The 25,079-nt window shown below is 59.6% G+C and carries 21 protein-coding genes and 1 tRNA gene; 9 read left to right on the top strand and 13 right to left on the bottom strand.

Features of this window, described 5'->3' with window-relative positions; translation table 11 throughout:
- Positions 1-36 precede the first annotated feature (36 nt).
- On the bottom strand, positions 37-1,488 hold the full coding sequence (locus tag IPM54_26380) for a S8 family serine peptidase (GenBank protein ID MBK9263317.1): 1,452 nt from the start codon (positions 1,486-1,488) through the stop codon (positions 37-39).
- 92 nt (positions 1,489-1,580) lie between these two features.
- Here IPM54_26380 and IPM54_26375 point away from each other — a divergent pair, with 92 nt between their 5' ends.
- Positions 1,581-3,017: a tetratricopeptide repeat protein gene (locus IPM54_26375; GenBank protein ID MBK9263316.1), complete on the top strand. Its 1,437-nt coding sequence runs from the start codon at positions 1,581-1,583 to the stop codon at positions 3,015-3,017.
- A 4-nt stretch (positions 3,018-3,021) separates the two neighbouring features.
- On the opposite strand, the gene IPM54_26370 is transcribed toward IPM54_26375, so the two are convergent.
- Together IPM54_26370 and IPM54_26365 are read right to left on the bottom strand one after the other, a co-directional pair.
- Complete coding sequence (locus IPM54_26370; protein ID MBK9263315.1) at positions 3,022-3,927, bottom strand: hypothetical protein; 906 nt, start codon at positions 3,925-3,927, stop codon at positions 3,022-3,024.
- Positions 3,928-4,048: 121 nt separating this feature from the next.
- Positions 4,049-4,543 (bottom strand): hypothetical protein, encoded by a 495-nt coding sequence (locus tag IPM54_26365; GenBank protein ID MBK9263314.1) that lies wholly within the window; start codon positions 4,541-4,543, stop codon positions 4,049-4,051.
- A gap of 183 nt (positions 4,544-4,726) precedes the next feature.
- On the opposite strand from IPM54_26365, the gene IPM54_26360 reads away from it, so the two are divergent.
- The 3 genes from IPM54_26360 (at position 4,727) to IPM54_26350 (ending at position 7,005) form a co-directional block, all read left to right on the top strand.
- The gene (locus IPM54_26360) at positions 4,727-5,455 is read left to right on the top strand and encodes a hypothetical protein (GenBank protein ID MBK9263313.1); all 729 of its coding nucleotides are present in this window, start codon (positions 4,727-4,729) and stop codon (positions 5,453-5,455) included.
- Positions 5,456-5,621: 166 nt separating this feature from the next.
- A tRNA-Glu gene (locus tag IPM54_26355) sits at positions 5,622-5,699 on the top strand.
- Positions 5,700-6,606: 907 nt separating this feature from the next.
- Positions 6,607-7,005 (top strand): helix-turn-helix domain-containing protein, encoded by a 399-nt coding sequence (locus IPM54_26350; GenBank protein ID MBK9263312.1) that lies wholly within the window; start codon positions 6,607-6,609, stop codon positions 7,003-7,005.
- Here IPM54_26350 and IPM54_26345 read toward each other — a convergent pair.
- The 8 genes from IPM54_26345 to IPM54_26310 form a co-directional block, all read right to left on the bottom strand.
- On the bottom strand, positions 6,980-7,690 hold the full coding sequence (locus tag IPM54_26345; GenBank protein MBK9263311.1) for a hypothetical protein: 711 nt from the start codon (positions 7,688-7,690) through the stop codon (positions 6,980-6,982). The two genes, IPM54_26350 and IPM54_26345, sit on opposite strands and share 26 nt — an antisense overlap.
- Before the next feature lie 648 nt (positions 7,691-8,338).
- On the bottom strand, positions 8,339-8,887 hold the full coding sequence (locus tag IPM54_26340; GenBank protein MBK9263310.1) for a radical SAM protein: 549 nt from the start codon (positions 8,885-8,887) through the stop codon (positions 8,339-8,341).
- 3 nt (positions 8,888-8,890) lie between these two features.
- Entirely contained in the window at positions 8,891-9,373 is a 483-nt protein-coding gene (locus IPM54_26335) for a hypothetical protein (protein MBK9263309.1), read from the bottom strand.
- The gene (locus tag IPM54_26330; protein MBK9263308.1) at positions 9,370-9,579 is read right to left on the bottom strand and encodes a hypothetical protein; all 210 of its coding nucleotides are present in this window, start codon (positions 9,577-9,579) and stop codon (positions 9,370-9,372) included. The genes IPM54_26335 and IPM54_26330 overlap by 4 nt, the downstream gene beginning before the upstream one ends.
- Entirely contained in the window at positions 9,576-11,564 is a 1,989-nt protein-coding gene (locus tag IPM54_26325; protein ID MBK9263307.1) for a hypothetical protein, read from the bottom strand. The genes IPM54_26330 and IPM54_26325 overlap by 4 nt, the downstream gene beginning before the upstream one ends.
- The gene (locus tag IPM54_26320) at positions 11,561-12,772 is read right to left on the bottom strand and encodes a hypothetical protein (protein ID MBK9263306.1); all 1,212 of its coding nucleotides are present in this window, start codon (positions 12,770-12,772) and stop codon (positions 11,561-11,563) included. Before IPM54_26320 ends, IPM54_26325 begins: the two co-directional genes overlap by 4 nt.
- Entirely contained in the window at positions 12,769-16,068 is a 3,300-nt protein-coding gene (locus IPM54_26315; GenBank protein ID MBK9263305.1) for an AAA family ATPase, read from the bottom strand. The genes IPM54_26320 and IPM54_26315 overlap by 4 nt, the downstream gene beginning before the upstream one ends.
- Complete coding sequence (locus IPM54_26310) at positions 16,065-17,627, bottom strand: AAA family ATPase (GenBank protein MBK9263304.1); 1,563 nt, start codon at positions 17,625-17,627, stop codon at positions 16,065-16,067. Before IPM54_26310 ends, IPM54_26315 begins: the two co-directional genes overlap by 4 nt.
- 296 nt (positions 17,628-17,923) lie before the next feature.
- Between IPM54_26310 and IPM54_26305 the strand changes: the two genes are divergently transcribed.
- Positions 17,924-18,205, top strand: a complete 282-nt coding sequence (locus tag IPM54_26305; protein ID MBK9263303.1) for a hypothetical protein — start codon at positions 17,924-17,926, stop codon at positions 18,203-18,205.
- A gap of 158 nt (positions 18,206-18,363) precedes the next feature.
- On the opposite strand, the gene IPM54_26300 is transcribed toward IPM54_26305, so the two are convergent.
- A complete protein-coding gene (locus tag IPM54_26300; GenBank protein ID MBK9263302.1) occupies positions 18,364-19,185 on the bottom strand; it encodes a hypothetical protein in 822 nt (273 codons plus the stop codon).
- A gap of 113 nt (positions 19,186-19,298) precedes the next feature.
- Positions 19,299-20,882, bottom strand: a complete 1,584-nt coding sequence (locus IPM54_26295; GenBank protein MBK9263301.1) for a right-handed parallel beta-helix repeat-containing protein — start codon at positions 20,880-20,882, stop codon at positions 19,299-19,301.
- 236 nt (positions 20,883-21,118) lie between these two features.
- Between IPM54_26295 and IPM54_26290 the strand changes: the two genes are divergently transcribed.
- The 4 genes from IPM54_26290 (at position 21,119) to IPM54_26275 (ending at position 24,730) form a co-directional block, all read left to right on the top strand.
- Positions 21,119-22,513 carry a hypothetical protein gene (locus IPM54_26290; GenBank protein ID MBK9263300.1) on the top strand — a complete coding sequence of 465 codons (1,395 nt, stop codon included), beginning with the start codon at positions 21,119-21,121 and terminating at the stop codon, positions 22,511-22,513.
- Positions 22,506-22,907 (top strand): hypothetical protein, encoded by a 402-nt coding sequence (locus IPM54_26285; GenBank protein ID MBK9263299.1) that lies wholly within the window; start codon positions 22,506-22,508, stop codon positions 22,905-22,907. Before IPM54_26290 ends, IPM54_26285 begins: the two co-directional genes overlap by 8 nt.
- The gene (locus IPM54_26280) at positions 22,850-23,950 is read left to right on the top strand and encodes a tetratricopeptide repeat protein (protein ID MBK9263298.1); all 1,101 of its coding nucleotides are present in this window, start codon (positions 22,850-22,852) and stop codon (positions 23,948-23,950) included. Before IPM54_26285 ends, IPM54_26280 begins: the two co-directional genes overlap by 58 nt.
- Positions 23,951-24,037: 87 nt before the next feature.
- Entirely contained in the window at positions 24,038-24,730 is a 693-nt protein-coding gene (locus IPM54_26275; protein MBK9263297.1) for a hypothetical protein, read from the top strand.
- The last annotated feature ends 349 nt before the right edge of the window (positions 24,731-25,079 follow it).

The following is a 25,079-nucleotide window of genomic DNA, read 5'->3' as shown; positions in this document are numbered from 1 at the left end:
GACGATGGGCATATTGAGTTATTGAGTGTGCCATAGCTACTGCGTGTGTCGGCTTCGGCTCCGCGCCCATATTCCTGCCCCCGTGAGAAGGACGACGATCAATATCGATTTGGGGGTATGATTCGAAGAACCTTCTCGACACGAGCACGAGCTTTGGACATCGTCGCTCGTCGTAGGTGGCGGCGACGCGTCCGGACCCGCGTCGGGCATTTCGTCGACGATACCGAGGGCTTCCTTCAATGCAGCAAGCGGATTGACGATACCGTAACCAAAAATCGGATCGTGGCCGTTTTCATGGGGGGACGCGTAAGGAGCGGGGCGCGCGGTTTTGATGAGCAGGTCGAGCACTTCAGCGGACGTTTTCTCGGGGGCGGCGCTCATGACGAGAGCTGCAGCGCCTGCGGCAACGGGACATGCGGACGACGTGCCGCCGAAATTCACGGTGTAATCGGTCGGGTCGAGGCCGCCTGCGCCGACGATATCGGTCGTCAACGTGCCGACGGGAGCGACGATATCGAGTGATGGACCGTAGTTCGTAAAGAATGTCTTGTCAAAAAAATGATTGATGGCGCCAATGGAAGTGACGCCACGAACCGCGGTGAGCTCGTTCGAGCCGACTTCGCGATTGTCGTTTCCGGCGGCAAACAGCACGAGGGCACCCTTGCCGCCGCGGCCGTTGTCGAATACGTTGTTGATGGCATCACGTAAGATGGTCGGCACGGGCATTGGATCGGCAAACCCCCAGCTATTCGAAACGACGGCAGCATTCGTTTCGAGGGCAAAGTTGAATGCTTTGACGTGCGCGTCGAGCGATACGGCGACATCGGTGAGCATTCGGACGCACCGTATTCGGCATGATGGACACGCACCTGCAATGCCGATTCCGTTGTTGGTCGAAGCGCCGATGAGCCCTGCGCAAGCGGTTCCGTGTTCGGCGCCTGAAAATGCGGGGTCGTAGCTGGGATCGGTATCGTCGTCGATCACGTCGAGTCCCGGGTCGAGTTTGTCCACGAGGTCGGGATGCGTGAGATCGCAGCCGGAATCGATGACGACGACAGTGGTCTTCGGATCGCCTTGGGAAATGGCCCAAACCTCGGACATTTGCAGACGTTTTTCGTCGAAGTACCATTGCCCCAAGAAACGCGGATCATCCGGGACGAATGGCTCGGCGTGTCTTTCGAGGCGCAAGTGCAGATTCGGGATGATCTCGAGAATGGCGCCTGGTCGCGCTTGGGGTTTGGCCAAACGAACTGCAATATCGAGGCCGTCTTCTGCATCCGTGGATTCGACTGAATAAATGCCGATGGATGGCATGAGGTTCTCGACGACGCGTAAATGCGCATGCTCGAGCTCGGATAGCTTTGCAGGGTCGATGCGCACGATGGCTTTGTGGTCGACGAAGCTATCGATTGTATTGCCGTTTGCAACGATTCGCACGGGCCAGAGCTTTCTGCCGCGCGCATCGAGCGATGCGTTTCCGTGCCGCATGACGGTCATCTGCCGACTTCCATCGAGGTATGCGACGGTTTCAACGGAAACGCCGCTCGTCGCGATCGCAACGGACGAGGATTGAATGATACTTGCGAAAACGAAGCAAGAAATCAGCGCGCGCGTCGGCACATGTCGTAGATGCATGGTGGCTCCGGGGCAAAATCTTCTTGTCAGGATACTCGGTGCGGGCGCCCGGTGTCGACAAAATGCTCTTGACGTCGAGCGGTTTTTGGAGTTACTTGCACGTGATGCAAGCGGTTACGAAGATTTGGGTAGCAGTTGCGGCGACTTTCGTATTGGCAGGGTGTCGTGAGGATGCGCCGGGGTCCACAGCGGGAGCGCTTCCGCCGGTATCCGCACTGCCGGCAGCAGTGAGTGCGGCGCCGCCTCCGAGCGCTTCGGCGAAGGCGTCGTCCACGCTTCCGAAGAAAAAGAGGCCGAAGACGCGTGAAGCGCCGAATCCAATGAAGATGACGGCGTATCGAAAGCATCTCGCCGAGGGGCGGCGGCTCGCATCAAAATCCACTTTTCCCGAAGCGATCAAAGAATTCGAGAAAGCATTGGAGGCCGTGCCGGGGGATGCTCCAGCGCTGCTCGATTTGGGCTGGGCGGCGTTCAAAGCTGGGGAGCTCGATCGCGCAAAGAAGTCCACCGAAGAAGCATTGGCTCGTACGACGAGCCCCAAGCTCAAGGGAATGGCTCATTACAACTTGGGGCGTATTGCGGAAGAGAAAAAGGACGACAAGACGGCTGTCGAGCAGTATCGAATTTCGCTCGAATTGCGACCCAATGAAACCGTCGAGAAGCGGCTTGCCGAGGTTGCCAAGAGGTCCGGTTCGGCGGTTGCCGTAAAGACCGCCGTGGAACCTTTGCCGTGCCAAACCCCTGCAAAAACGGTCGCGGACGTTTGTGCGTGCATGACGAAGCCGCAAGCCGACGACACGGCGCCTCGAACGTGCGAATCTTTGAAAGACGTGAAGGTCGAGCGAGACGATTTGGCCTTCATCGAGGTCGCAACGACCTTGATGGAGACGTACACCTACGCCGTGGCGCGGAATGAACAAGGTTTCGTTCCCGTGGCCAAGGTTGGATGGGCGTACAATCCCGGAGCATTCGGAATCTACGAGGAATTTACTCTTGAACCGATTGTGGAAAAATCCGCAGGCAAAACGAAGGTCCTGTGGATCGAAGGGACGCGGAATCGACACGACAGTGATATGGGAATCGACGAATACGAGGAAGAAACGAGCAAACTCGTGACTTTGTGCGTGCCGCCTGCGGGAGAGACGAAAACGTGGAAGTGTCCGCTGCATTTGACGACCTCAATGTCGTACGTGCGGGATCGCATGGGAATTGAAGGGTTTACCCCGGACGATGTGACTCGAGGGCTCATGACGAAAGGTTTGCCCGTCAAATCGTCGTGGTCGCTCGATGTAAAGCTACTCGACGGAAAGGTCGAGGTGACGGTGGCGTCAGGCAAGCCACCGGCCGATGTGCAGGCGCTCGCGAAAACGCATTCGCTTTAGCAGTTTACTTGCGGCGAGGGCGGAGCGCGACGACGGTACCTTTGCGATCCGTGGGCGTGTCGTCGGGTGGTAATGCGACCACCAAGCGCTCGATGATGGGCAGAGCGCGCGTGACGGCGCGTTCTGCTCCCAGCTCGTCGAAGTGGCCCGGAAAAACCAATATCAGAACGTAAATCGTAGCAAACGAGCGAGCCAGGTAGCCCAATTTGTCTTCGAGGATCGCTTCGTGCAGGTGCTGACCGCAGTGAAGCTCGGCAACAATGGGATTCGCGCGGACTCGAGCAATGGCGTTCATTGTGAGTTCGGCGCGTCGGGCGATGATTTCTCGCTCGTCTACGGCAAGGCCGGCCAGCGCGTCGACGGGCGGGACGAGGCGAAGGATTCGGCCCGTTTCAGCCGGCTTTGCGTTTTCGGTTGCAGCGAGCTCTTTGCTGGGTCGAGCGAGAAGCTCGCGCCACACGATTCCGATTTCCTGGGCGCGAGCGAATGCTTGGGCGACGCGTGCGTCCGTCGCGGTATCGTCGGACGTTGGCGCTTCTGACGCGCCCCAAACGATGGGCGAAGCTGCATCGATGACGACGGCGGACAATGCGCCGGCTCTTCCGGCCAGGGCATTGAGCTCGGATTCGAGCGTTTTGTTGGGTTCGGGGCGGATGCGAGGGATTTCGGATGCAGCGTCTGCAAACAAATCGGCGAATGATTCGACGACTGTGGCGAGGCGGTCTTGTTTTTCCGATAGGTCGGTCGGTGGTGTGGGAAATGTCAACCGCAATTTCCGGCCACGACCGAGGTCCCAACTGAGCGTTGCGTCGTCGTCGGGCACGTCGGTTGCGGGAACGATATCCACGTGCAGCGCGCCGACTTCGCGCTTCAGGATGCTCGCAAGTCGCTCGAGGGTTGCGGGGTTCATGTAGGGGCAACTCTACTGAAGGGCGGAAATTCGTCCAATGGTAGTTGGAAAAATTTTCTCGAGTCGTCTGTGCTGGCGGTCGTTCGTTCGGGCGCACGGGCGTGCGAGCGTAAACAGGTGTTTAGTTCGAGGTGCCGAGCGAATCGAGCAGTGCATTGAACTTGGGGATATCGAGCTCTTCTGGGTTTGTCACTCGTGAGGCGGCGGCTTGTGTCCCGCGCAGATATCGCCAGCCCGTGCCGTCGTGCCGGAAGTCGCTCAATTCAATGAACGAGCGATTTTGGCCCTTCTCGAATACTCGGGCGAAAAACAGCACACGAGCAATGCCGTGCTGATCGGCATCTTGTTCATCGAGCACGCCGAGGCGCATGAAGCGCAGAGTTGACGCTGCGTCACGTATTTCTCGCATGACTTCGGCTTCCGGGCGTTTCTTGTCTTCGTGTTCGGCATGAATCGTGCGGTAGAGATAAGGTGCGAGTTTATTTGCATACGCCGCGAACCTCGATCGCATGAGCGCCTTCGGTGTGGGCGCTTCGCGTTCGCCGCGATGAAATGGAGCGCAGCAATTCGTGTAGGGCAAGCCGGAGCAGCAGGGGCAGTCGCGCGTATTGGCCATCGGGTGGGAACGATAGCATCGAGAAGGCGAATCGGGCGAGGGTAATATGAATCGGAAGAGCTGAACGTAATGTCAGTATTCGCATCGAGCGGAAGCGGGTAAGTTGGACATGTTGGTGGCTGTCGTGGTTTGCGAGAGCATGGCTGACGAGGAAGTCTCGTGATGGCAATGAGGAGACGTAACATGCGGAAGCGACTTTGGGCGGGAATGGCTTTGCTTGGGGGTTTCACCATTACGGTGGGCGTCGGATGCGAAACGAATGTCGATGGAGGCAGCAGCGGAGGATCTGGCGGCAGTGCTGGGAGTGCGGGGAATGCTGGCAGTGCTGGGAGTGGAGGCGGTGCATTGCAATGGTACACGACGTGTGGGGATCCCGTGTGCATGGAGCCGCCGGATGGTGGAGCGATGCCTCCGGCTGGGGTCATGCCGTGCACGACTGAAATGGTAGGCGCATCGTGTACGACGGCTGGAGCGACGTGCTGGCCATCGAACAGCTCGTGCGGTGAGCTTTTGATTTGCGCGACGAGCGATCCGAAGGAGAGCCCTGGAGGGTGTCCGATTTCGCGCGTGAGTTACAAGAAAAACGTCGAATACTTGTCGGATGCGGAGATCGCGTCGATTGCGGACGAGGCGAAGACGATGCGGTTATCGAGTTGGCATTACAAGGGCGAAGGTGAGGCGTCTCGGCGGCATGTGGGATTTTTGATTGACGACATGCCGGAGAGCATTGCGGTTGCGGAGAGTGGCGAGCGTGTGGATTTGTATGGGTACACGAGCATGGCCATTGCGGCGGTGCAGGTTCAGGACAAGCGCCTGGAGACGCTCGAGCGGGAGCTTTTGGCGATGCGAGCTGAAATGGTGCGCCTGCGTGCCGAGGCAGCTCGGTGTAACGCGACGCCGAAGGTTGAGTGAGGATCGGTGACTCGAACGGCGGGTTGTGGGCCGGCGTTTTGCGCTGGGAGAAGCGAGCCGACGGGATTGTGAGCAGGTGCAAGCTTGCCCACGAAAAATAGTTTAAAAAAAGCTTGCACAAGGTCGATGGTGCGTGTAGTTTCCGCGCCCGTCCGACAAGGCGCCCGTCCCCATCGTCTAGCCCGGCCCAGGACTCAGCCCTTTCACGGCTGCTACGGGGGTTCGAATCCCCCTGGGGACGCCAGTCAACCATCGATGCGAGGGCAAGCTCTCCGGTGATCCGGTAGCGCTTGCCCTCTTTCGTTTCGAACGGCGTTGTGCCCTTTGTCGTCCGCGACGGTCCTGTCGCAAGCGATCCTGCGCCGCGTGGATGGCGGGTGCACGTCGATGCGAGCCCCCGATCACAGCTTCAGAGCGGCGTCAATATTTTTTTCGTGACTGCGAAGCGCATCGAACGACGTGGCTGGGCCGCGCCGATGCTCGCTGAGGACGGCATTCGGTGTGTGGATCACCATCATCGCGTCTCCCGCTCGATGGTGTCACACGTCTTGAAGTCGTAGGGTTTGCCCTCGCCACAAAGAATGAGATGCTCGAAGCAGCACGAGGTGCATAATTGGCCCTCTTGCCGCTTGTAGCAGCCATCGTCGCATGAGCTGGTCGCGGTTAAGCAGTGTTTGGGAACCTCAGTTGCCTCCCGCTTCTCCGATTTCTCCGGTTTGAATGGCCCACATCCTGGGCGCAGGGCGAAAAGGAGACCAAACGCGAAGAGGGCTCGGGGCTTCATCGTGGGTCGTCCTTGTCCGGGCACGAATAGAAGCTGAAGCTTTCCTCCTTCTTGCAGGCAAAGCCGGCGCTACTGCAACACTCGCGACACGCGGAGCCTTGGCCAGCCTTGTAGCAACTGTTTACGCACGCATCCCTGCGCCTGCCGCACCTAGCCTCGAGGGAGTTGTCGTCATCGGGAATGCAACCAGCAAGAGCACTCCCGAACAGAGCAAGCACCACAAATTTCACGACGTTCATCGACCCGTACCTAGATTCGCCAGTAAAGCGCGCACGGAGTCCTGATGCAAACTTCCATGCTGTCGACACGTTCCGGTGAGAGCTGAACACCGCGCTGGCCGCCCACCTAGGTGGTCGTTCGATTGCGCATGAGGATCCGTAAATTGCGCATGGAGCAAGGAGTATCGTTGCGCGATTTCGGTAAGCAGGCGGGTGTGCATCCGCTCCACGTCATGGCCATCGAGCTGGGGCAAGTGGCAACGAATACCAAGACGCTTCGGGCCATTGCAAAGGCGCTCGGAGTCGAGCCGCTCGATCTATTGAATTACGACACCGAAAACGACGATATGGGACAGATCGTCGAGCTGCTGCGCAAGCATCCCGATTGCGTCCGGACAATCATGATCAAGGTAAGGCCGCTCGCGGAAACTGAACGCGTGTCTTGGGCGCTTGCGACCCACGCTCGTAACAAGCCCCAAGCGCCGTGTCGACCTCGGAGCTTTCGAGATTCTGGAGTTTCGTTTACCAAACATCCGAAAAGAGTTTAACCGCGGGGAGGTTGTCGCCCATTTCGCCAGGTTCGTCGCCGCGAGTATTCGTGTCACCGAGGCCGAGTTGGCCGTTATCATTATTCCCCCAGCATTTGACGCTGCCGTTCACGAGTATGGCACAGGTGTGAACTGCTCCGGCTGAAACCGCTGTCGCGGACGCACCAAGCTCGACAAGCGGAAGTGAGTCGCCCATCTCCCCTGATTGCGAACCGCGATCCGCCACACTGCCAAGCCCGAGGGTTTGCCCGTTTCCCCAGCATTTCACCCGCCCATTGCCTAACAATGCACACGTATGGAACGCACCTGCGCTGATTTGCGTCGCCACCAGGTTTGTACCCAAGTTCACGGGTAAAGCATCTCCCATCTCACCCGGTGTGTCCCCCCAATTCTCCGAAATACCGTTACCGACTTGCCCCCGGACATTCTCCCCCCAGCATCTGACTGTATTTTCGACCAGGCGAGCGCAAGTGTGCTTGTACCCGAGCGATATCTCCGCAGCCGTGTGGCCAGTTCCAAGGTCGACAAACTTCAAGTTGTGCCCCATCTGCCCCGCTTCGTATCCGCGAGACAGCTTGTCCCCAAGTCCAAGCTGTCCCTTGTGATTGTCTCCCCAGCACTTGATGGTTCCGCCGTTGAATAGGGCACATGTATGAGCAGTTCCGGCAGCGATCGCGGCTCCCATGTTGCCAGAACCCAAATCGACAGGTTGAAGAGCATCGCCCATTCTCCCCCTGCACCGCCTCAGCATCTCCACGCTATCTGATGCTCCCTCGTGCACGCAAATTGATGCCCCATCGTCCTGTGCACGGTGTTTGATGCCTTTTCGAGGTAGCGCGCTATTCGATGTTTTGCGTGCAAATTCCTCATGCACGCTACTAAATGGATGTGGGGCTTAGGCAAGGTTCGTACAAGCCTCGGATTTGCTCGTTTCGGTGCGACGCCAAATTAGCATGCGCCAATTTCCACTGCATCGAACCTCGAAGACGACGCTGCTCACTTTTTTCGTTCCAAATAGCGTTCGCAAGCCGTATGCCATCGCCAGCGTGCGTTTTTCTTGGCGAATTTGCGCTGATGAATAGGGTAAGACGAAGAAGATGCACTTGGGATGCATAACTTGCGTGCGGAGATCGCTTCGTGTACACCACGGAAGCGGATCCACATGGCTGCGGTTTTGCGGATCGAGCAGGCAAAACGACGGGCACTCTCGTGTGGATGCCCGTTATCGAAGACGCGGAGCGCTTCACGTCGATGTGGCGTAGGGAGTGCGGCCCTGCTTCGCCAGCGATGACGCAGCCGTACTCTCGTGGCCTATTCTTTGATTCCAAACGAACTACTCGAACCTCGGGAACCCCGTTATGGTAACCCCACCATCCGCCTCCAAGTGAAACTCCACTTCCGGTGCGCCGACCATATCGGCCTCACTGTACCGATTCGTGAGAAAATGGACGCGTTGGTTCGATGAGCCGCGCCAGGGCAACCCCTCGACACGCTGAGCCTCGAGATATCGACCATCGACGAGAATATCGGTGACATCGAGCAATGCGCGATGGGCTTTACTCGTCAGCTCGTCCCGATCATACCCGGTAAACACAAATACCGACAGCCCCGCGTCTTGCACGGCTCGCGCAAGGTGAGCCAATGCGCGGGCTTGTGCGAACGGCTCGCCGCCCGTGAACGTGACGCCCTCGATGCCTGCCGTGGCGAGAATCTCGCCTAGCAAGTCATTCACGTCTCGAACGTCGCGCCGCGCAAAGCTCCACGTGTCGGGATTCCAGCAGCCGGGACACGCAAGCGGGCAGCCCTGCACCCATAGAACAAACCGTTCGCCAGGGCCATTCGCGGCGCTTCGTGCCAAAGTGTGGGCGATGTTCAATCGCATCGATCAATAGGTTCGTTTAACAAGGACCAATCGGATTTTCTCGCCCTCACGCGTCTCTTTCACCTGGTAGCCCATTTTCTTGGCCCGCTCATGCACGGCGTGCCGCTGCGCTTCGACGACGCGCTGGCGTTCCTCCTCGAGCCGTCGGCGTTCCGCGGCTGCGAGGCGTTCTTGTTTGGCTGCGTAATGCACTTGGTAGCGAGCGTTGACCCGTCCAAGCCATTCAGTGCCGAAACGCGCATAGTCGTTGCTGAGAATCGCCGTGTAGCCCATGTTCGTTGCAAGGAACCCGATGTCATTGTATGCATCGCCGGTGTGCTCCTTGCGCAGAACGATGTTGGCTTGGCGCCCCTTCTGCCAACCGCGCAGTTCTACCGGTGTCGTCGAACGCTCGATCACCGATTGCGCGATTCCCTGATCCACGAGTGCCGCAATCAAGCACTCCTCGTCGAGCATCGGCGTGACGAGCGTAATATATGCGCTCATTTCTTCTTCCCCACGGTCATCGTGCGCGCCGTCGTGACTTGCGCCGTCCCCGCATCGGGTTTGCGATCCACGGTGGCCGTTCCCGGCGCAAGCCCTTCGAGCAGCCGCTCCAAATCGCGCAGACACACGTCGCCGGTGAATCCTTCGGCATCGGCCGTGATACGCCCGTCGCCGTCAATCTCGATGGTAATGCGTTGCTCTTTCATACATTCTCCGGCGCTACGAGCATGGCCTCGAGTCGTTCGGCGGCTTGTTCGCCTTGCATCAATTCTTCCCACGTTTGAATCACGAGATAACGTTGATTCTTCAGAATCCGCAATGCCCCCACTTCGGGCAATGCTTTATCCGGCACGTTGCTTTCCGGACGCGTCGTGGACGCGGTTGGGACAAACCGGCCCGCATTGCCCGGTTTCTGGCGAGGCGTAAGACTGGGTGGCAGGCGAAAATCGAACTTTTCGGCCGCCTGCTCCTCCAAACTGCTGATCTCGCCACGCAGCCGCGAGACGTCCTTCTTCGCTCGCGTAACGTCATCGGTCAATTTCTTTTTGCGCGCGTAAAGGTCCTTCTTGACCTCCTCCTTGTCCGCGGCCTTCATGGCATCCTCGAGGGACGCTTGCTCCTCGACAAGCGCGGAAACCCACTCCTCCGCATCCGTCAACGCCTTACGCTTCACCGGGATTTCGCGATTTGCGTCGTCCACGCGAGTTTGATGCGCGGCTCTCTGCTTCTCGCGCTCCTGCTCCTCACGCTCTTTGCGCTCGGCTTCATCGATATCGCCTTGCAGTTTACGCGCTTGTTCTTCGATTTTGGCGAGGTCCGACAGCATTTCCAACGCATTCGATGGTCCCGCCGCGGACGGTCGTTGTTTCTCCATCGCTGCCACATTTTCGAGCAACCCCTTGTGGGTACGCCCAAAGCCGAGCAATGCACTCGCGAGACGCAAAAACATTTTTGCCACGCGCCCCTGGTTTTCCTCGACAATCTCCAAGGTTTGGCGCACCTGACCAATACGCGATCGCCACTCGTCATCAACCTTGTTCCATTTGACGATCAGTGGATCCTCTACGGTTCCGGCAGGAAGCTTAGGAGGCACCACGGTCCATCGATAACGAACGGACAATGCGAGCGGCTGCGCGGCACGCCATGTTGCAGGCGACGATTCCGGCACGGTACGGAGCGAATTCGCCATGACGTCGGCGACTGGAATGGGTTGCTCCGCCTCGATGTCACGCGCACCCTTTTCACCGGCAAGCCAGAACTTGGCGGAGCGTAACGCAGGATCGCCGATGCGCACATCAACGCCGAAGTTCCACCGCGCCGGCGCTTCGAGAATGCGAGTGACATCTGCTGTTTGTTCGGGCATGAGCATGACGCTCATGCGCGCACGCGTACCGGGAAGCAGAACTTCGGCGCCATTCGCACCAATGGCAAAGTCGGGCAAGCCCCGGTCGTCCCAGACCACTTCGGCTCGGTCCCGGACGAGTTTTGCAAGTCGATCATGGTGATCCGCGCCGGCCGGAAACCAGAGCTTTCGCGGCGTCGCATCGGGCAGCGAGCCGCCGGTGAGATGCACGAGCGCTCCACGCATATCGATTTCGAGACGTGCGTCCGAACCAACCAATCGCACCGGCGCATTGCGCGAAACGTCGGGCACGTCGAATGGGCGTTCACTGGTGGGGCGCCAAAGTAATTGTTTGCCGCCCGTCCAAGCTTCTTCAATCGCTTCGTGCCAAAACAACCGAAGAAAGACTTGGCGTATAGCGGCCGATTGCGCATCGTCCAGACGAAGGCTCCATGGTCCACCGAGCCATAGCCTCGAGCCATGCGCAGTGTGAATTGCCGACGCCGGCACTTCGGGGACTCGGCGAATCAGTACCTTCGAGGCATAAATCAATTCCTGATGGACGCCTTTCGCTTCCCATTCTTTCGACACGAGGACATAGACTCGAGCACCCGTGCTGGCTTGCTCGAGCAGTTCTTTGAACACGGCATCGTCATTCGAGCCGAGCATCACGAGCACCGGCGAACCTCGGTCGGTGCGGAAAGGAGTCGGCGTTCCATGCGTGAGCCACGTCAAACCAGGCAGAATCGTTGCGGGACGATCCACCCACACCCACGCCGTAGTCAATTGAGCGTCGTCACGGCGCTCGACGCGCTCCCGTGGAAGACGGCGAATGGGTCCTTGCATCATCGGCCACCTCCATTGAACCACTGCGGCTCAGATGATGTCGTCAAGGTTGCGTGGCTCCCGATGCGCATGGCCGCAAGTTCGTCAGGAGCGACTGGATGCGGCGCAAGGTCCACGGGGGCCGCCAATGCCCAAAAGCTCCCCAAGTCTTTCTCGTGCGTTCGCAAAAGGTCTTCATGCGCCGGCAATCTGGGGGAAAACTTTTCGAGCGGCGTGCCTTCGGTCAGTTCGGCAAATCGCGCGCGCACTTCGGCTCGGCTTCGATACGCTGGTTTCTTGATGACATGTCGATCGAATCGCGCCATGGCCCATTGCTGCGCGTCTGTCGTGGAGAACGGACCGATAGGAACGTCCTCCAAAGGCACATTGTCGTACATGCCTTTGCCTAGAACCTCCACACGACGAAGGGTCAAGGTTTTGCGAAAGGTTTCGATTTCTCTCTCGGCGAGCCCTTGAAATGGCACAGCAAGTCGACGTTCGTCAGCGTTCCAAACACCAAATTCCCGCAGCGGTCCCCTACCCCAGATTTCCGCGAGCTTCCACAATTCGAGCCCGTCCTTTTCGGGTTCGTGTTGCATCGGCCGCATGGCATACTTGCCATTTCCCTGCGCAACCTCGATCGAGCCTTCGAGCTGCCAGTGGTCGCGCTCGGCATCGAAGTCGAGCGTCCAGCGCAGGCGGCACGTGGCGTGAGTTTGCTCCACGAAGCACCCCGGCTGACCGTGGTTCGTGGGCAAGTCGCGAACGATGAACCGCTCGTTCGACTTGACCACCGATCGAAAGACCTTGCCTCGCTCGGGTTCGACCGGAAGCTGCTGGATGTTGTCGAATCGCTGATCGTTTCTCGAAGCGAGAGGATCCACGGCGAGCACTCGACGACCGATCAACGGATGCTCGACCAACCAGAGACGGTATACGCCTTGTTCGGGCACCGGCGCTTCATTGCTTTCTGCCACGTCTTCGCCGAGCGCGGTGATTCCACCGTGTTCGTCGCAAAGTCCGAGCGTTCGGCACCACCCGATGACGTTGTTCGCACCGGCGTCCGGCAAACCCGGCAGCACAGACTGCACCATTGCCACGGAGATACGCTGGCCCTGTGCGCGAGCAGCTTTGCACAGCAAGCCCAATTCGGGCCGCCGCTCCAGCCGCGCCATCTCGGCAAACACGGCGATACGCGAAACGGAAATCTCACAACATAAGACTGCTTTCATCGTTTGCTCCGCGCCCATCGACGGACTTCATGGTGATCGACCAGCAGCGTTCGTCCGGCCAATTCTTTCAGCTCCGAAATATTGCAACCGAGGTAATAGCTGTATTTTCCGAGGATGACGAGCTGCTGCCGCGCTCGCGTGAGCGCCACGTTCAAACGGTTCGGGCTATCGAGGAACCCGATGCGACCGGTGTTGCGCATCGATAACATTACCAGATCCGCCTCGCGCCCCTGGAAACGATCCACCGTCCCGCAGACGATCTCGATGGGCAAATCCCTCACCTCGAATCGCGTCTTGCGACTGTCTCCCGTCACCTCATAGAGTTTCTCCGAAATGGCGCGTTCCTGTTTCGAGTAGAAGCACAAGCACGCGACTTCCCACACGCGCGGCGATGTCCGATTCGGCGCTCCTTTTCGCCGCACCCAATCGATGAAGTCTCGCAATATCGAGGCCATGACGTCGATTTCCTGGCGGTTTACGCCATGGTTGTCGTGCCCATCCACATTCGCCCAAGCACGTCGCGACGGGAACCGGCCGAAGTCCCACCCCAAAACATCATCGCGAATTTGAATGGTATTGGCATCCTTGAGTGCCTGGCCCTCATAAATGATCTCTCGCGAGAACTGCGCAATTTCGGCATGCATGCGGTGTTGGAACGTCAGGCTTTCGAAGCGGGCGGCAAAATCATTGGGGCGCGATGCCGCGAGCCCTATCGTAAGCGCACTGCGTCGCGCCGAACGGTCGACGCCGATGCCTTCCTGAAGCACTTCTATGATGCTCGGCAGGCCGATGTCCTCGATTTCCGCAATGGGTTCTGCAATGCTGGTTGCGAGCGGCTGAAGCCATCCCAGCTCGTCACGAAGCCATTTTTTGTCTTTGCGGCTGTACCGCAATTCGTGCAGTCGGGTAAGCCGCCAAGCCAATTCGTTCGCCAAAGTATGCCGACTCAACCACTCCGCCTCGCACATTTCACTCTCGGCGAATGTCGTGACCTTGTCCTTTTTATGCTTGAACGCAAAATCGCGATCGGCGTCGTACGGCTCGGAAAGCCGCCCTGAGCGTGGCAACCACCACGCATGTCGCATCAGGAGCACGTTGCCCTCGTGCAACCCCCCGCTGTTGTCGGCGGTGACGTCCACGGTGAGCAGCAGGTTCGAAGGAAGCAGATCGGCCACCTCGGGCAACAGGTCGTCGGCGACCAGAACCCAATCGGCGGCAGCAAGCTTCAGCGCCGCGGGTTTGCCCGCACGGAGATCGGCAACCGTCACGACATCGACTGGCCCGCTCGAGCTCGCCCCTTTGGCGACCACCCGCACGACGGACGGGCGTGGCTCTGGTTCGACTTGCAATTCACGAGCTATCCACTCGAGCACACCCGGACGTTCAACCATGAGCCAGCGCATTGCCGGCTGGCGAACCAGGCGCCGAAGCATCCGGAACAGCAGCAAGCACGCGCGTTGATGATCCAGCGGGAACACGGGTTTGTCGTTCTCATCCACGAGGTCGCGCAAGTTCGCCACGATGTCCGCTCGATCCGTGAACGGCGGGAGCTGCCGCACGTCGCCCACGATGATCCACCGCTTTGCCATGAGCGCCGGGACCAAAAACTCCTGGATGAGCGTTTTGCTTGCCTCGTCGACGATCAGCACATCCCAATGGGGCATCGTGCTGATCGGCCGCTCGGAGATGTGCAGATCCTGGTCGCGTCCTCTGAAAAGAGGGTGATTCACGATGCCCATCGTGGTGCCACAGGTCAGGTTTGCGGCCATGATCACCGTGCGCTCGGCCATGTCCTCCAAATCCCCATCGCCGTAGACCTGCATCGCCGGCTGCGTGCGCCACATCGATATCAACTTATAGATGCGCTCGTCGAGTTGCGTGGCTTGAACCTTGTCATCGACTTTGTCGATTTTGCCAATTCGCACGGCATAGATGGGGGAGCTCGCTTCGAGCAGGCGTTCCAGCACATTGTCGATGGCCACATGTGTAGAGGCGCAAAGCAGTACGCGTTGTCCTTGCTCGACGAGCTGCTGGACCATCTCACAGATCGCTGTGGTTTTTCCTGACCCGGGCGGTCCTTGGAGGAACGCGAAGTCCGGGCTTCCCAGCGCCTTGCTCACGAACGCGCGTTGCTCGTCCGTCCCACTGCGCGTGGCATCCTTGAGAGCCCGCCAGTCGGAAATGTGCACTGGCTCAACTTTTGGCCAATCGACTCGCTCGGGATTTTCGCAAAGGCGGAGCAACCCTCGATGATGCGGCAGCGGGGCCTCCGCGAGCTGTCGCAAGGCCCGCCGTTGGAGCTGAAGATTTCGCTGGTCCACGGGCAAGTAGAGCGTGCTGTCCTCGGGCGGATAGCGGTCGAGGAGAACTTGGTAACGGTCTTGGTCGACTTTTTTGACCTTGAAGGTCGTGTCCTTGGCATGTCGCTGCTGTGTCCAGACCTGCTCGAGATCGCCCTCACAGAAGGCCGCGCGCGGGTCCATAAAATCTTCGGCGTCGGACGATTCTGGCGGCAAAAGTTGAATCCAGTTCCCCCGCCGGCCAGACGACTCGCCTTCCGACCAGCGGTATCGCAGGCCATTGTCGCCCTTGAGCAACCCATTCGCAGGCGGTTCTTCAACCCGAAGGATTCCTCCGTGCACTTGGAATGACCGGCCCTGCTGATCCACCACCCGATGCAGTTCCGCCGAAGTGGTGAGTGCCTCGGCCTCGACCTCTTCACCATCCACGACGAGGTCGCAATCGTCGTGCTCCCCTTCGACGAGCAGCAGCCAATACCGGTCGTCATCATTGGCGCGTGGGGGAGCCGCGAGTTTTAATGGTCGACCTTGCAAATCACGCACGTCTCGTGGAAGAGGCGGAGCAGCTTCTTGCTCGACTGCTGCGCGCACGCCGCACCAAAACACGTCATCGCTTGGAAGCAGTGGAATGTCGGTCTTGACGCGCAAGCCGGAATCCGTCCGACTGGCAGTATCGACTCGAAAGGCGACCCCACGGTTCATGATGAACCCTTGCTGGGAGAAGTCCGGCGCTTTGCCTTCGGGCCAATGCACAAGAACCACGCCGGGTTGTCGTCGAGGCACGCGGAGCTGGCTATCGACGGGATCGAGGCGAATCGTCAGTAGATTGCGGACCTTCTCCCAGGGAAGCTGATAACGAAATTGCCGCTGCTTTGCCGTGTGAATGGCCTGGCCGAGGTACCGGGTGAACGGCCGCAGCGTTTTCCCCGCCTGATCCATCAGGGGTGGAGCGACCCGCGGATGGCCTGCGGTGGCGTGAAAAAACAATACCTTCACGACCGCCCCCCAGGAATGAACGGGTTGCGCGTTGTCTCTTGCTTCAATCGCGGGACCGTGGTTTCAGCGGAATCCTTCGGAAGCGCCTCAGGAGGTTGACCGTTGGCAAGACGCGCCCGCACTTTCGCCCATTGACGCAGGCTCTCGATTTGGTCTCCCATCGTTCGCGACAGAGGAAACGTCTTTTCGAGCGCCTGCAGAATGTGCTCAGTCGCCAGCTCCTTGCCCTCGGCGAATGCATCGTACAAACCTTCCCGAACGGCTTCTTCTAATTCCGCGCCGGAAAACCCGACCGAGCGCTCGCCTAGTTTCGTCAAATCGTAATCGGTTGGATCTCGCCGTTTCTTACGCAAATGAATCGAAAGAATTTCTTCGCGCACCGCACGCGTCGGCAAGTCCACGAAAAAGATTTCGTCGAATCGACCTTTTCGCAGCAATTCGGGCGGGAGCATGTCGATTCGATTCGCGGTTGCCACAACAAACACCGGCTCGCGCTTTTCCTGCATCCACGTAAGTAACGTCCCTACGACGCGCGCCGTCGTCCCGCCATCCGTTTGATCCGAGCTACCCATCCCGGCCAAGCCTTTTTCGATTTCGTCAATCCATAACACGCATGGCGCGAGCGCTTGAGCGACTTGCAGCGCCGTGCGGATGTTCCCTTCGGATTGTCCGACGATTCCGCCAAATACTTTGCCCAAGTCGAATCGAAGGAGCGGAAACTGCCACGTCGCCGCGACGGCCTTCGCCAAGAGGCTCTTGCCACAGCCCTGCACGCCGAGCAGCAGCACGCCTTTCGGCGCATCCAAACCGAAATCTCGCGCGCCCGCACCGAAGGCTCGTCCACGGCGATCCAGCCATTCCTTGAGCTGTTCGAGCCCGCCGACGTCGGCCATTCGTGCATCCGTCGGGTAATACTCGAGCACTTCGCTTTGCTTGATGATGCGTTCTTTCTCTTGGGCGACGAGCCGCACAGCGCCATGATCGAGACGCCCGAGCTCAGCGGCCGCTTTGCCAAAAGCGAGCCTCGCCTCCATGACCGTCAACCCTCGCGCCGCATCGAGCAGTGCTTCGTCCGCTGAAGCTCGCACGCTGAGCGCTTCCGCCGCATCTTGCAAAACCAAGCGTAGATCGTCGACGCCTGGCAGTTCCAATTCGAGCGTGGGGATCTCTTTGCGCAGATCCGTCGGCAGTCCGGGCACCGGAGTCGACAAAACGACAATCTTTCGAGGCGACGCTGGGAGACGCGCAATCTGCCGCAGCCAGCGCAGGATGGGATGGTGTTCGTCCTTCAGAAATGGCTGAAAGTCTTCGAGCAACCAAATCCCAGGTTCCTCGGATGCGTGAATTTGAGACAGCACCTTGAGCGGGTCGGTAGCGTCCTCGTCCTCCACATGCCGATTGCCGTCTTTGTCGCAGGCAACGAGCCCATCGGACTGGCTCCAAATGCGCACCGGCAATTCCAACTTGTCGGACATGCCAAGGACCAGCCCCTGCACTCGCTCCCATTCGTAGGATGCGACGTGCAGCAAGTTCGCGCCGGCGCGCGCGAGGTGAAGCATGTGCTCGTAGGTGCTCAACGGATTGTCCTCCCAGCATGCGGTCGCACTCGACCATGACGGAAGCTGTCATCTCACCCATCTTTGCAAGCGTCAATAGCGATCTTGCCACGGGTGCGTTGTCCCTGGCACTTCGACTTGTCGCGCTCGGAGAGGGACGCCATTTCCCAAGGTACGTCCATCGGCCGATCATCAGGACCAGCGTCCATTGCTGCTCGCATGATTGATAATGTTGCGGTGACCTCGAGCAGTGTTTTCTTTGCGGCACACCAAGCTGCCCCTTCGGCGCGCTTCTCCTTGTGAAGCTCACGCACGACGAGCGCTGGCTACTCGCGCCGCTCGAATTGTTTCGGCACGGCGCGCCCGAGCCATCCGAAAACGTCGAAGCACCTTGGGCGCGACGAGCGCAAGCCAGCCGAAGTGCGTCGCATGACCCGCGCACGACGCGCCTGAACGATCCTCATGCAAGCGCCGGTCACTTGCTCGACGAGCGCGACCGTGTCGACACCGCCCAATCCTCGACGCTCGACGAGCGCACGCCAACTGAGGCGCGTCGAGTGACCTGCGCACGACGAGCGTAAGCTTCTGGGTCGAATCATCTCGTCGATGCGCTCAGGACGGGCCCCCAATCGGCCGAACTGGCCCGAGTACGCGCAAAGCCAGTAAACGAACGGCCGCGGCGAACGCCGGTTTCCCGTGCCATCCGAAGTTCCACCGATAAGGGCACGTTTACCAAACGTCAATACGGCGCCTTCAGCTCTTCGAAGGTCAGCGAATTGAAGTCGAAGAGCGTCTTGGTATTCGTCAATCCTTCGGGTACGAGCTGCCCGGCATGCAAAACACCTCCCGCGATCCACACCAAACGCGTGCCATCGACATCCGCCCATTCCCAATCCGGCAGATCGAGCACCACGCTGCCGTCCGTCGTTTTTAATCGATGCGTATCGAAATAGCAGCCCCTACCAACCTGATGCGATGACGTCGCGTACGCAGATTTCTCCAAGATCCAGCGCTTCGCGACTTGCTTTTCGAATATGTCTGCAGGTTGCTCGAGCCGCACGAGCCTCCAGCCGTCACGTTGAAGCCGCACGTAGTAGACGCCTGGGCATTCGCCCCCGTATCGTTCATGAAATGGAAACGAATCCTGTTCGAGCCCCCGCGGCGCGCGAACCTCCTCGTTGCCGAAAGGAAACGCATTCAGCCAATAATGCTTGTTCGACGTGAACAATCCACCGCCGTTCCAGCAACTACCATTGGCCCATAACCCCACGGCTTTCAGGTAGGGCGTCATCGAAATGGCCGTCCACGAGCCCTTGACTCGGGTTTTCCACTTCCCATTCATCGCGAAATAGATAAAATGGCGCCCATCTGGTGACAGATCGCAACGCCGTTCGTAAATCCGCCCCTTGAGCCATTGGCCCACTTGAAACGTGTCTTTCGTTCGGTCCCAGCCGACGGTGCACACTCGTTTCGATGGACCACGGCGAATCGCAATGGCCACGGGTGCCTTTCGGGCAAGGATGATATGAACACGGCACGGAATCATTTGCGGCTTGGACATGGAAGTGCTCATTAGTTTGGCGTCCGCGGCACGATGATACGCAAAGCTCGATTCGCTGAACAGCCAAATCGTCCGGGTTCTCCAGCGTGCAGCGCTGATGTCTCGTTCAATGCCTATATCGCTCGCATACGCCCTCGCCGCCGAATGCGCGTCACGAGCCACGCTCCAACCACCAGCGCAAGCCCCGCCCCCGCGCCCTCGCCGCTCCCAGCCACGCGGCATCCGCATCCCTCGTCGACACCCAGGTCCCCCGGTGCTCCGCCGCCCCCGCCGCCCGCACCGCCCGCGCCCGCATTGCCTGCGCCGCCTCCGCCCGAGCTGCTCGAGCCACCGCCTGCGCCGCTCGTGGGCGAATCCATCACGAATTCGTACGCGCCGGCCGCTGGAGGTTTGGCACGGATATACCCGTCCAGGTCCGTGGTAAAACCGTCCGCGCTATGGTCGATACCAGCACCTCGCGCGGGCGAGCTCTCCTTGATGTGGTAATCGTCCGCGTCTGGAGCGACGAATTGAGCGTCGGCGACCGCCGGCACGAACACATTACCCTCGGCCGCCCAGCCCACGTCGTTGCCAGCCGCAATCGCCGAGCTTGGTCCCACCACGAAATTGTTGTACGCAAATGCGCCTTCGACCGCGTCGCCAAAAACTTGCACCGCAGCTTCGCCGAAATCGAGCAGCGTGTTGTGCGCGATGCGATAAGCGACAGGCCCGGGGTTGTTCTGGATGTTCGCATAAATGTCGACCTCGCCGAATCGCATCACCACGTTGTCCGCAACGGTGGTGTCGCCTGCGCCAAATACAAAAATGCCGTTCACGGGCCCGTCGGAAATGATGTTTCGGCGAATGTCGCACTTCGATGGTCCGCCGATTTGCAGACCCATCCATTGGTATTGCACCATTTCGCTCCCGACGCGGCGAATCACGTTGTCGTGAAAGCTGCAACCTTCTCGCGCCATCCCAATCTGCGCTCCGTCCCAGCCGGTGTCCTCCACGAGGCAATGGTCAATCTCGATCCCCTCCAGAAAGTGCGGCATCCGCACCTCCTGCTGCCCATTGCACGTAATCGTGTGACCATTGCCCTGCGTGCTGCCCACGTAAAACCCTTCGCCGCCCGTGTCATGAATCCAAAGGTGATGCAGGTGCACGTTCTTCTGGACGAATTTGTCTTGATCGGCGCTGCCGTCACAAAGCGGATCGGTCTTCGACATGACGCCCGCGAAACCCGTCTCGTACACCTCGATGTGGTCGACTTCGTAATCGGTGCTTTTGTCGAGGAACCACAGGCCTACGCCCGGATGCGGGTCCTTGTCGGGCGCGCTGACGCGAAAGCCATACTCGACGCCGGGTTCGCCGGTGCCCGTGAGCCGGAAATGGTGCGAGCTGCCCTGGAAGTCGACGGCATAAGCGCGGTCCGTGTTACGCACGTTGACGACACCGCCGCAGTTCTTGACAATGACGGGTGCATCGGCCGTCCCGTGGATCTCGCGGAACCGAATGAACTCGTAATCACCCGCCATGATGCAGACGACGTCGCCCGGTTTCACGCCGATGTCGGTGCCATTGACCCCCGTGGTGCCAGGCATGACTTCATGCGTGCAGCCGCATTCGGCGGCGAAAGCTGGAGCTGGGTCGATGGTCAGAAGCGCGAAGACCGCGCCTGCCGAAAGGAAGGTGCCAAGGTAGGTCGAGGAACGCATGTTTGCAGCGTAGCGGCATCCGAGGTGGCAAGACAAGCACTGTGACGAGCGCTTGGGGCGGGACGCAGCGCGAAAGTTACACGCAGGCACCCTCTTCAGAACGGCTGAGCTGTGGCCACGCTCTCAAGATGTTCGCAACATATCGCTGCCGAACTCCCCCAGCCCTTGGCACCGACCAGGTAACATCTGCGTTTTCTTGCGTTCTGGCCCTCGACGTGTGGTACCTTCACGCGCCGATGACGCCCCTCACCGCCGAAGACCGCCTTTTTCTCAAGGAATTTTACCGCGCGGTCATGGATGCTCCGCTCTCTCCCGATGATCCTCGTTACGTTCGACTCTACGAGGACCATGATGCACTCGGTGTCGACCCCGTCGAGCTGCTCGAGCAGACCATCAGCTACGTCGACGACAGCGTGCAGCTCCTCGCAGGCTTTCGTGGCATCGGCAAAAGCACGGAACTGCGAAGGTTGCAGAAACGCATCGAGAGCGCCGACGGCAAGGTCGTGCTGATCGACATCGCGCAATACATCAACATGTCGACGCCGATCGACGTCAGCGATTTCCTCATGTCCATCACGGGAGCCTTCGGCATGGCCCTGGAGGATGACAAGTTCCTCGGCAAAAGCGGCCTCGACGAAAGCGTATGGGAACGATTCCGGTCGTTTTTGGGGTCCATCAAGTTGTCGGAGTTTTCTGCCGAAATCGCCGCCAAAGCCAAGACCGACGTGGATGTGGCGGGGATCAGCAAAGGCGCCGAAGTATCGGCAAAACTCGGCCTCAAGGGCAGCTTCAAAGAGGATCCGATCTTCAAAGAGCGCGTCCAAAAGCACATGGCCGGCCATTTGGGAGGGTTGGTCGTCGAGGTGCACAAGTTTTTCGAAGAGTGCATCAAGGCGCTTCGGAAAAAATACGGCAATGGCGTCAAGGTTCTGATGATCGTCGATTCCATCGAACAAATTCGAGGAACGTTCACCAACGGCACCGAGGTTCAAGCGTCCGTCGAAAACCTTTTTGCGATGCATGCCGCCGAGCTTCGAATTCCGGGGCTGCACGTCATCTATACCATTCCCCCCTTTCTCAAAGTGCGATATCCGAACCTGGGAAGCTTGTATCCGGCGGGCGCGGTGCAGATGTTCCCGGCAATAAAAATCAAAGACAAGAATGACAATGTTGCGACATCGGGCAAGGATGCATTGGTGGAGCTCATCAAAAAGCGGCATTCACGCGCAACGCACTTGCTTTCGGACGCGCAGATGGAGCGAATGGTTGCGGAGTCGGGCGGGCATCTGCGTAATTTGCTGCGTATGGTCGCTGAAGTGATCAGGCGGGCGAAAAAGCTCCCGGTCGATGACTGGGTCATCACGCAGGCGCTCGATCAGATGCGCACAGAGTTATTGCCCATCGCAGAAAACGATGCCCTATGGCTCGCGCAGATTGCAATCACGCACAAAGCGGCGCTCGAAGACCAATCCAATCTGATCCAGTTGGCGCGTTTCTTCGATACCAACATGGTGCTGTGTTATCGCAATGGGCCCGAATGGTACGACGTGCATCCGCTGATTCGGGGTCACGTGTTGCAGCTTGCGAAAGAAGTGCAAGCCGCGCGTGCGGCAAAGAAGGAACATGGTTGAGCCCCGCGAGCCCCGTCTCCCGGAACGTCTTGCCGAGCAGGACGAAGCGGAGTGGGAGCGTTTTCGCGTATCGCTCGAATATGCGACAGGGTTTTGGTTGGCTTTCGTCTTTTCCCCCTCGTCGCTCGATGCGGCCGTGATTCGCCATCGCGTCGCTGGAATGCTCGAAGCGGAGGGCGCTGGGCGAATGGATGTTTGTATGCCGCAATCGCCCGACGAGCTGCGTCAGGCATTGCCGTGGATGTTGTCCCCGGAGCGAGCGGGCGCGGGTTGCGTGTGGCTGCAATCGCTTCAAGTGGACGGGGCGGGACGCGACGAGCAACCTTGGGCCGATGCATGGGGTCACGTCTTTTGCGGACGAACGAGCGGCGGGAGATCCTGCGGCGGCAATTGACGGGTGGGCTGGTCATCGTTGCTCCGCTGGACATGAAGGTGCTGGTGCGCGAGGCTGCGCCGGATTTGTGGTCGATTCGGTCGATTGTGCTCGAACTATCGGGGACGACGGCGGTGCGTCGGGAACAGGCCAGCGTGGTCGTGGAAGAAAAACGCTCGCTGGAGGAGCACCGCACGACGACGACGGCGCCGGATCCGGTGTTTTGGATCTTGGAGGCGAATCGGCGGAAGCCGGGTTCGGAAGGGCGCGCGATTGCGTTGGACCAAGCGACGCTGGGATGGGTGAACGAAGGAAGATTTGCGGAGGCCATGGCTACAGCCGCGGAAGCGGTAGACATTTGCCGTAAGCTAGCTGAGGAGCGTCCGGAGACGTCTCTGCCGCTCCTCGCGACGAGCCTCAACAACCTGGGCAATGTGCAGGGCGAATTGGGCCAGCACGAAGCAGCCCTGGCGTCCATGCAAGAAGTGGTCAACATTCGCCGAAAGCTACTGGAGGAGCACCCGGAAACGTTTCTGCCGAACCTCGCCGCAAGCCTCCATAACTTAGGCATTTGGCAAAGTTCGCTTGACTCGCACGAAGCGGCGCTCGCGTCCACGCAGGAAGCCGTCGACATTCGGCGAAAGCTGGCCGAGCAGCGCCCGGACGCGTTCCTACCAGATCTTGCAGGCAGCCTCGCCAACCTGGGGATTCAGCAAAGCGCCTTAGGCCAGCGCGAAGCGGCCCTGTCGTCCGCGCAGGAAGCCGTCGGCATTCGGCGAAAGTTGGCCGAGCAGCGCCCGGAAACGTTTCTGCCGGGCCTGGCGAGAAGCCTCCACAACCTGGGCGTCACGCAAAGCAGATTGGGCCAGCGCGAAGCGGCCCTGGCGTCCGTGCAAGAAGCGTTCGACATCTACTGGGACCTCTACCAGCAGTCTCCGCAGGCGTCGGCGAACGACGTGCGCAAAACGATCGCCCTGCTCCGCGACCTGCACGCAGCCGTCGGCACGCCCATCGACCCGGCCACCCAGCAGCGCATCGAACAGCTCGAAGCGGACTCGTGCTGAGCCGCAGGTACGCGCACCCCACTCGCCCCCAAAAATCCTCGCCACATTGTTGGCCCACCCTCCCATGTTCCCCTACCCTTCGTGTTCATGCGACGTATCGACCCTTCGCGAGCGGTCCTCGTCTTCTGGTCCGACCTCGTTTTCCACGAAGCCGCATTGCTCGCAGACGACGAGGCCAAACACTTGGCCGCCCCCGTCAGCCAAGCGCTCGACGAATTCAATACCATTCTGAAGATCGACCTCGACACCCGTCGTGGCGAATTGAAAGCAAGCGCCCGCGCAAGCATCGCCGATGCCCATTTGAACGATGCCCTGCGGAAACTGCACAATGCAACGCTCTTCCTGGTCGGCCAAGATCGCAAACAGCCCCAGTTCAAGACGCTGTTCTCCGAATCCATCGACAAGGTCATTCGTTTCGCGCTGAAGCGACAAATCGAAGTCGCCGCCGATATCGTCGGCAAGCTGGCCCTGAAGCTCTACACCGACGACTTCAAAACCACCCACGTCGGATTGCTCCAGCCGCTCATCGACCACGGCAAAACCATCGTCCAAGAAGTGCGCGGCGCAGCGCTCGCCCGTACCGAAGCACGCCTCGACGTGCGCGCTTGGAAAGACAACGCCAATGCCATTCGCCTTGCAAACTATGGCGAGCTGGTTGCCATCGCAGGCCGCACGGGGCGCAAGAAGGATTGGGCCGACGCGTTCTTCCTCAGCAACAAGACCGCCCCCGTGGACGACACCGACGAGCAAGGCGACGAAGACGATCCGGACGAAGCGTAAACCGGCTGAATCGACGATTCCACCGCACGAGATACGAACTCGGCTCCGCATGGGCCGACGTCTTCACGCGTGAAGATGCGAGGTCGGCGCGGCTCAGGGCGGCCCCTCGACGCGTGAAGATGCGAGGTCGGCGCGGCCCAGGGCGACCTGCGGACGCGTGAAGATGCGAGCTGGGGCGAGCCGTCCATGGATCTGTACGGCTCGTGGATGGAGGCTGCCCCGAGCCGTCCATGGAGCTTTACGCGTGGGGGCGTTGGCACGGGCGAGCCGAGTGCGATGCTTCATGGCTGGGGGCGATTTGCAGCGCATGAGTGGCGTCGAACGTAAGGGCGACGTCGATGAGTTTCAT

This window comes from Polyangiaceae bacterium (assembly GCA_016715885.1).
Taxonomy (GTDB): Bacteria; Myxococcota_A; Polyangia; order Polyangiales; family Polyangiaceae; genus Polyangium.
This window is presented reverse-complemented; position numbering and strand designations above follow the sequence as displayed.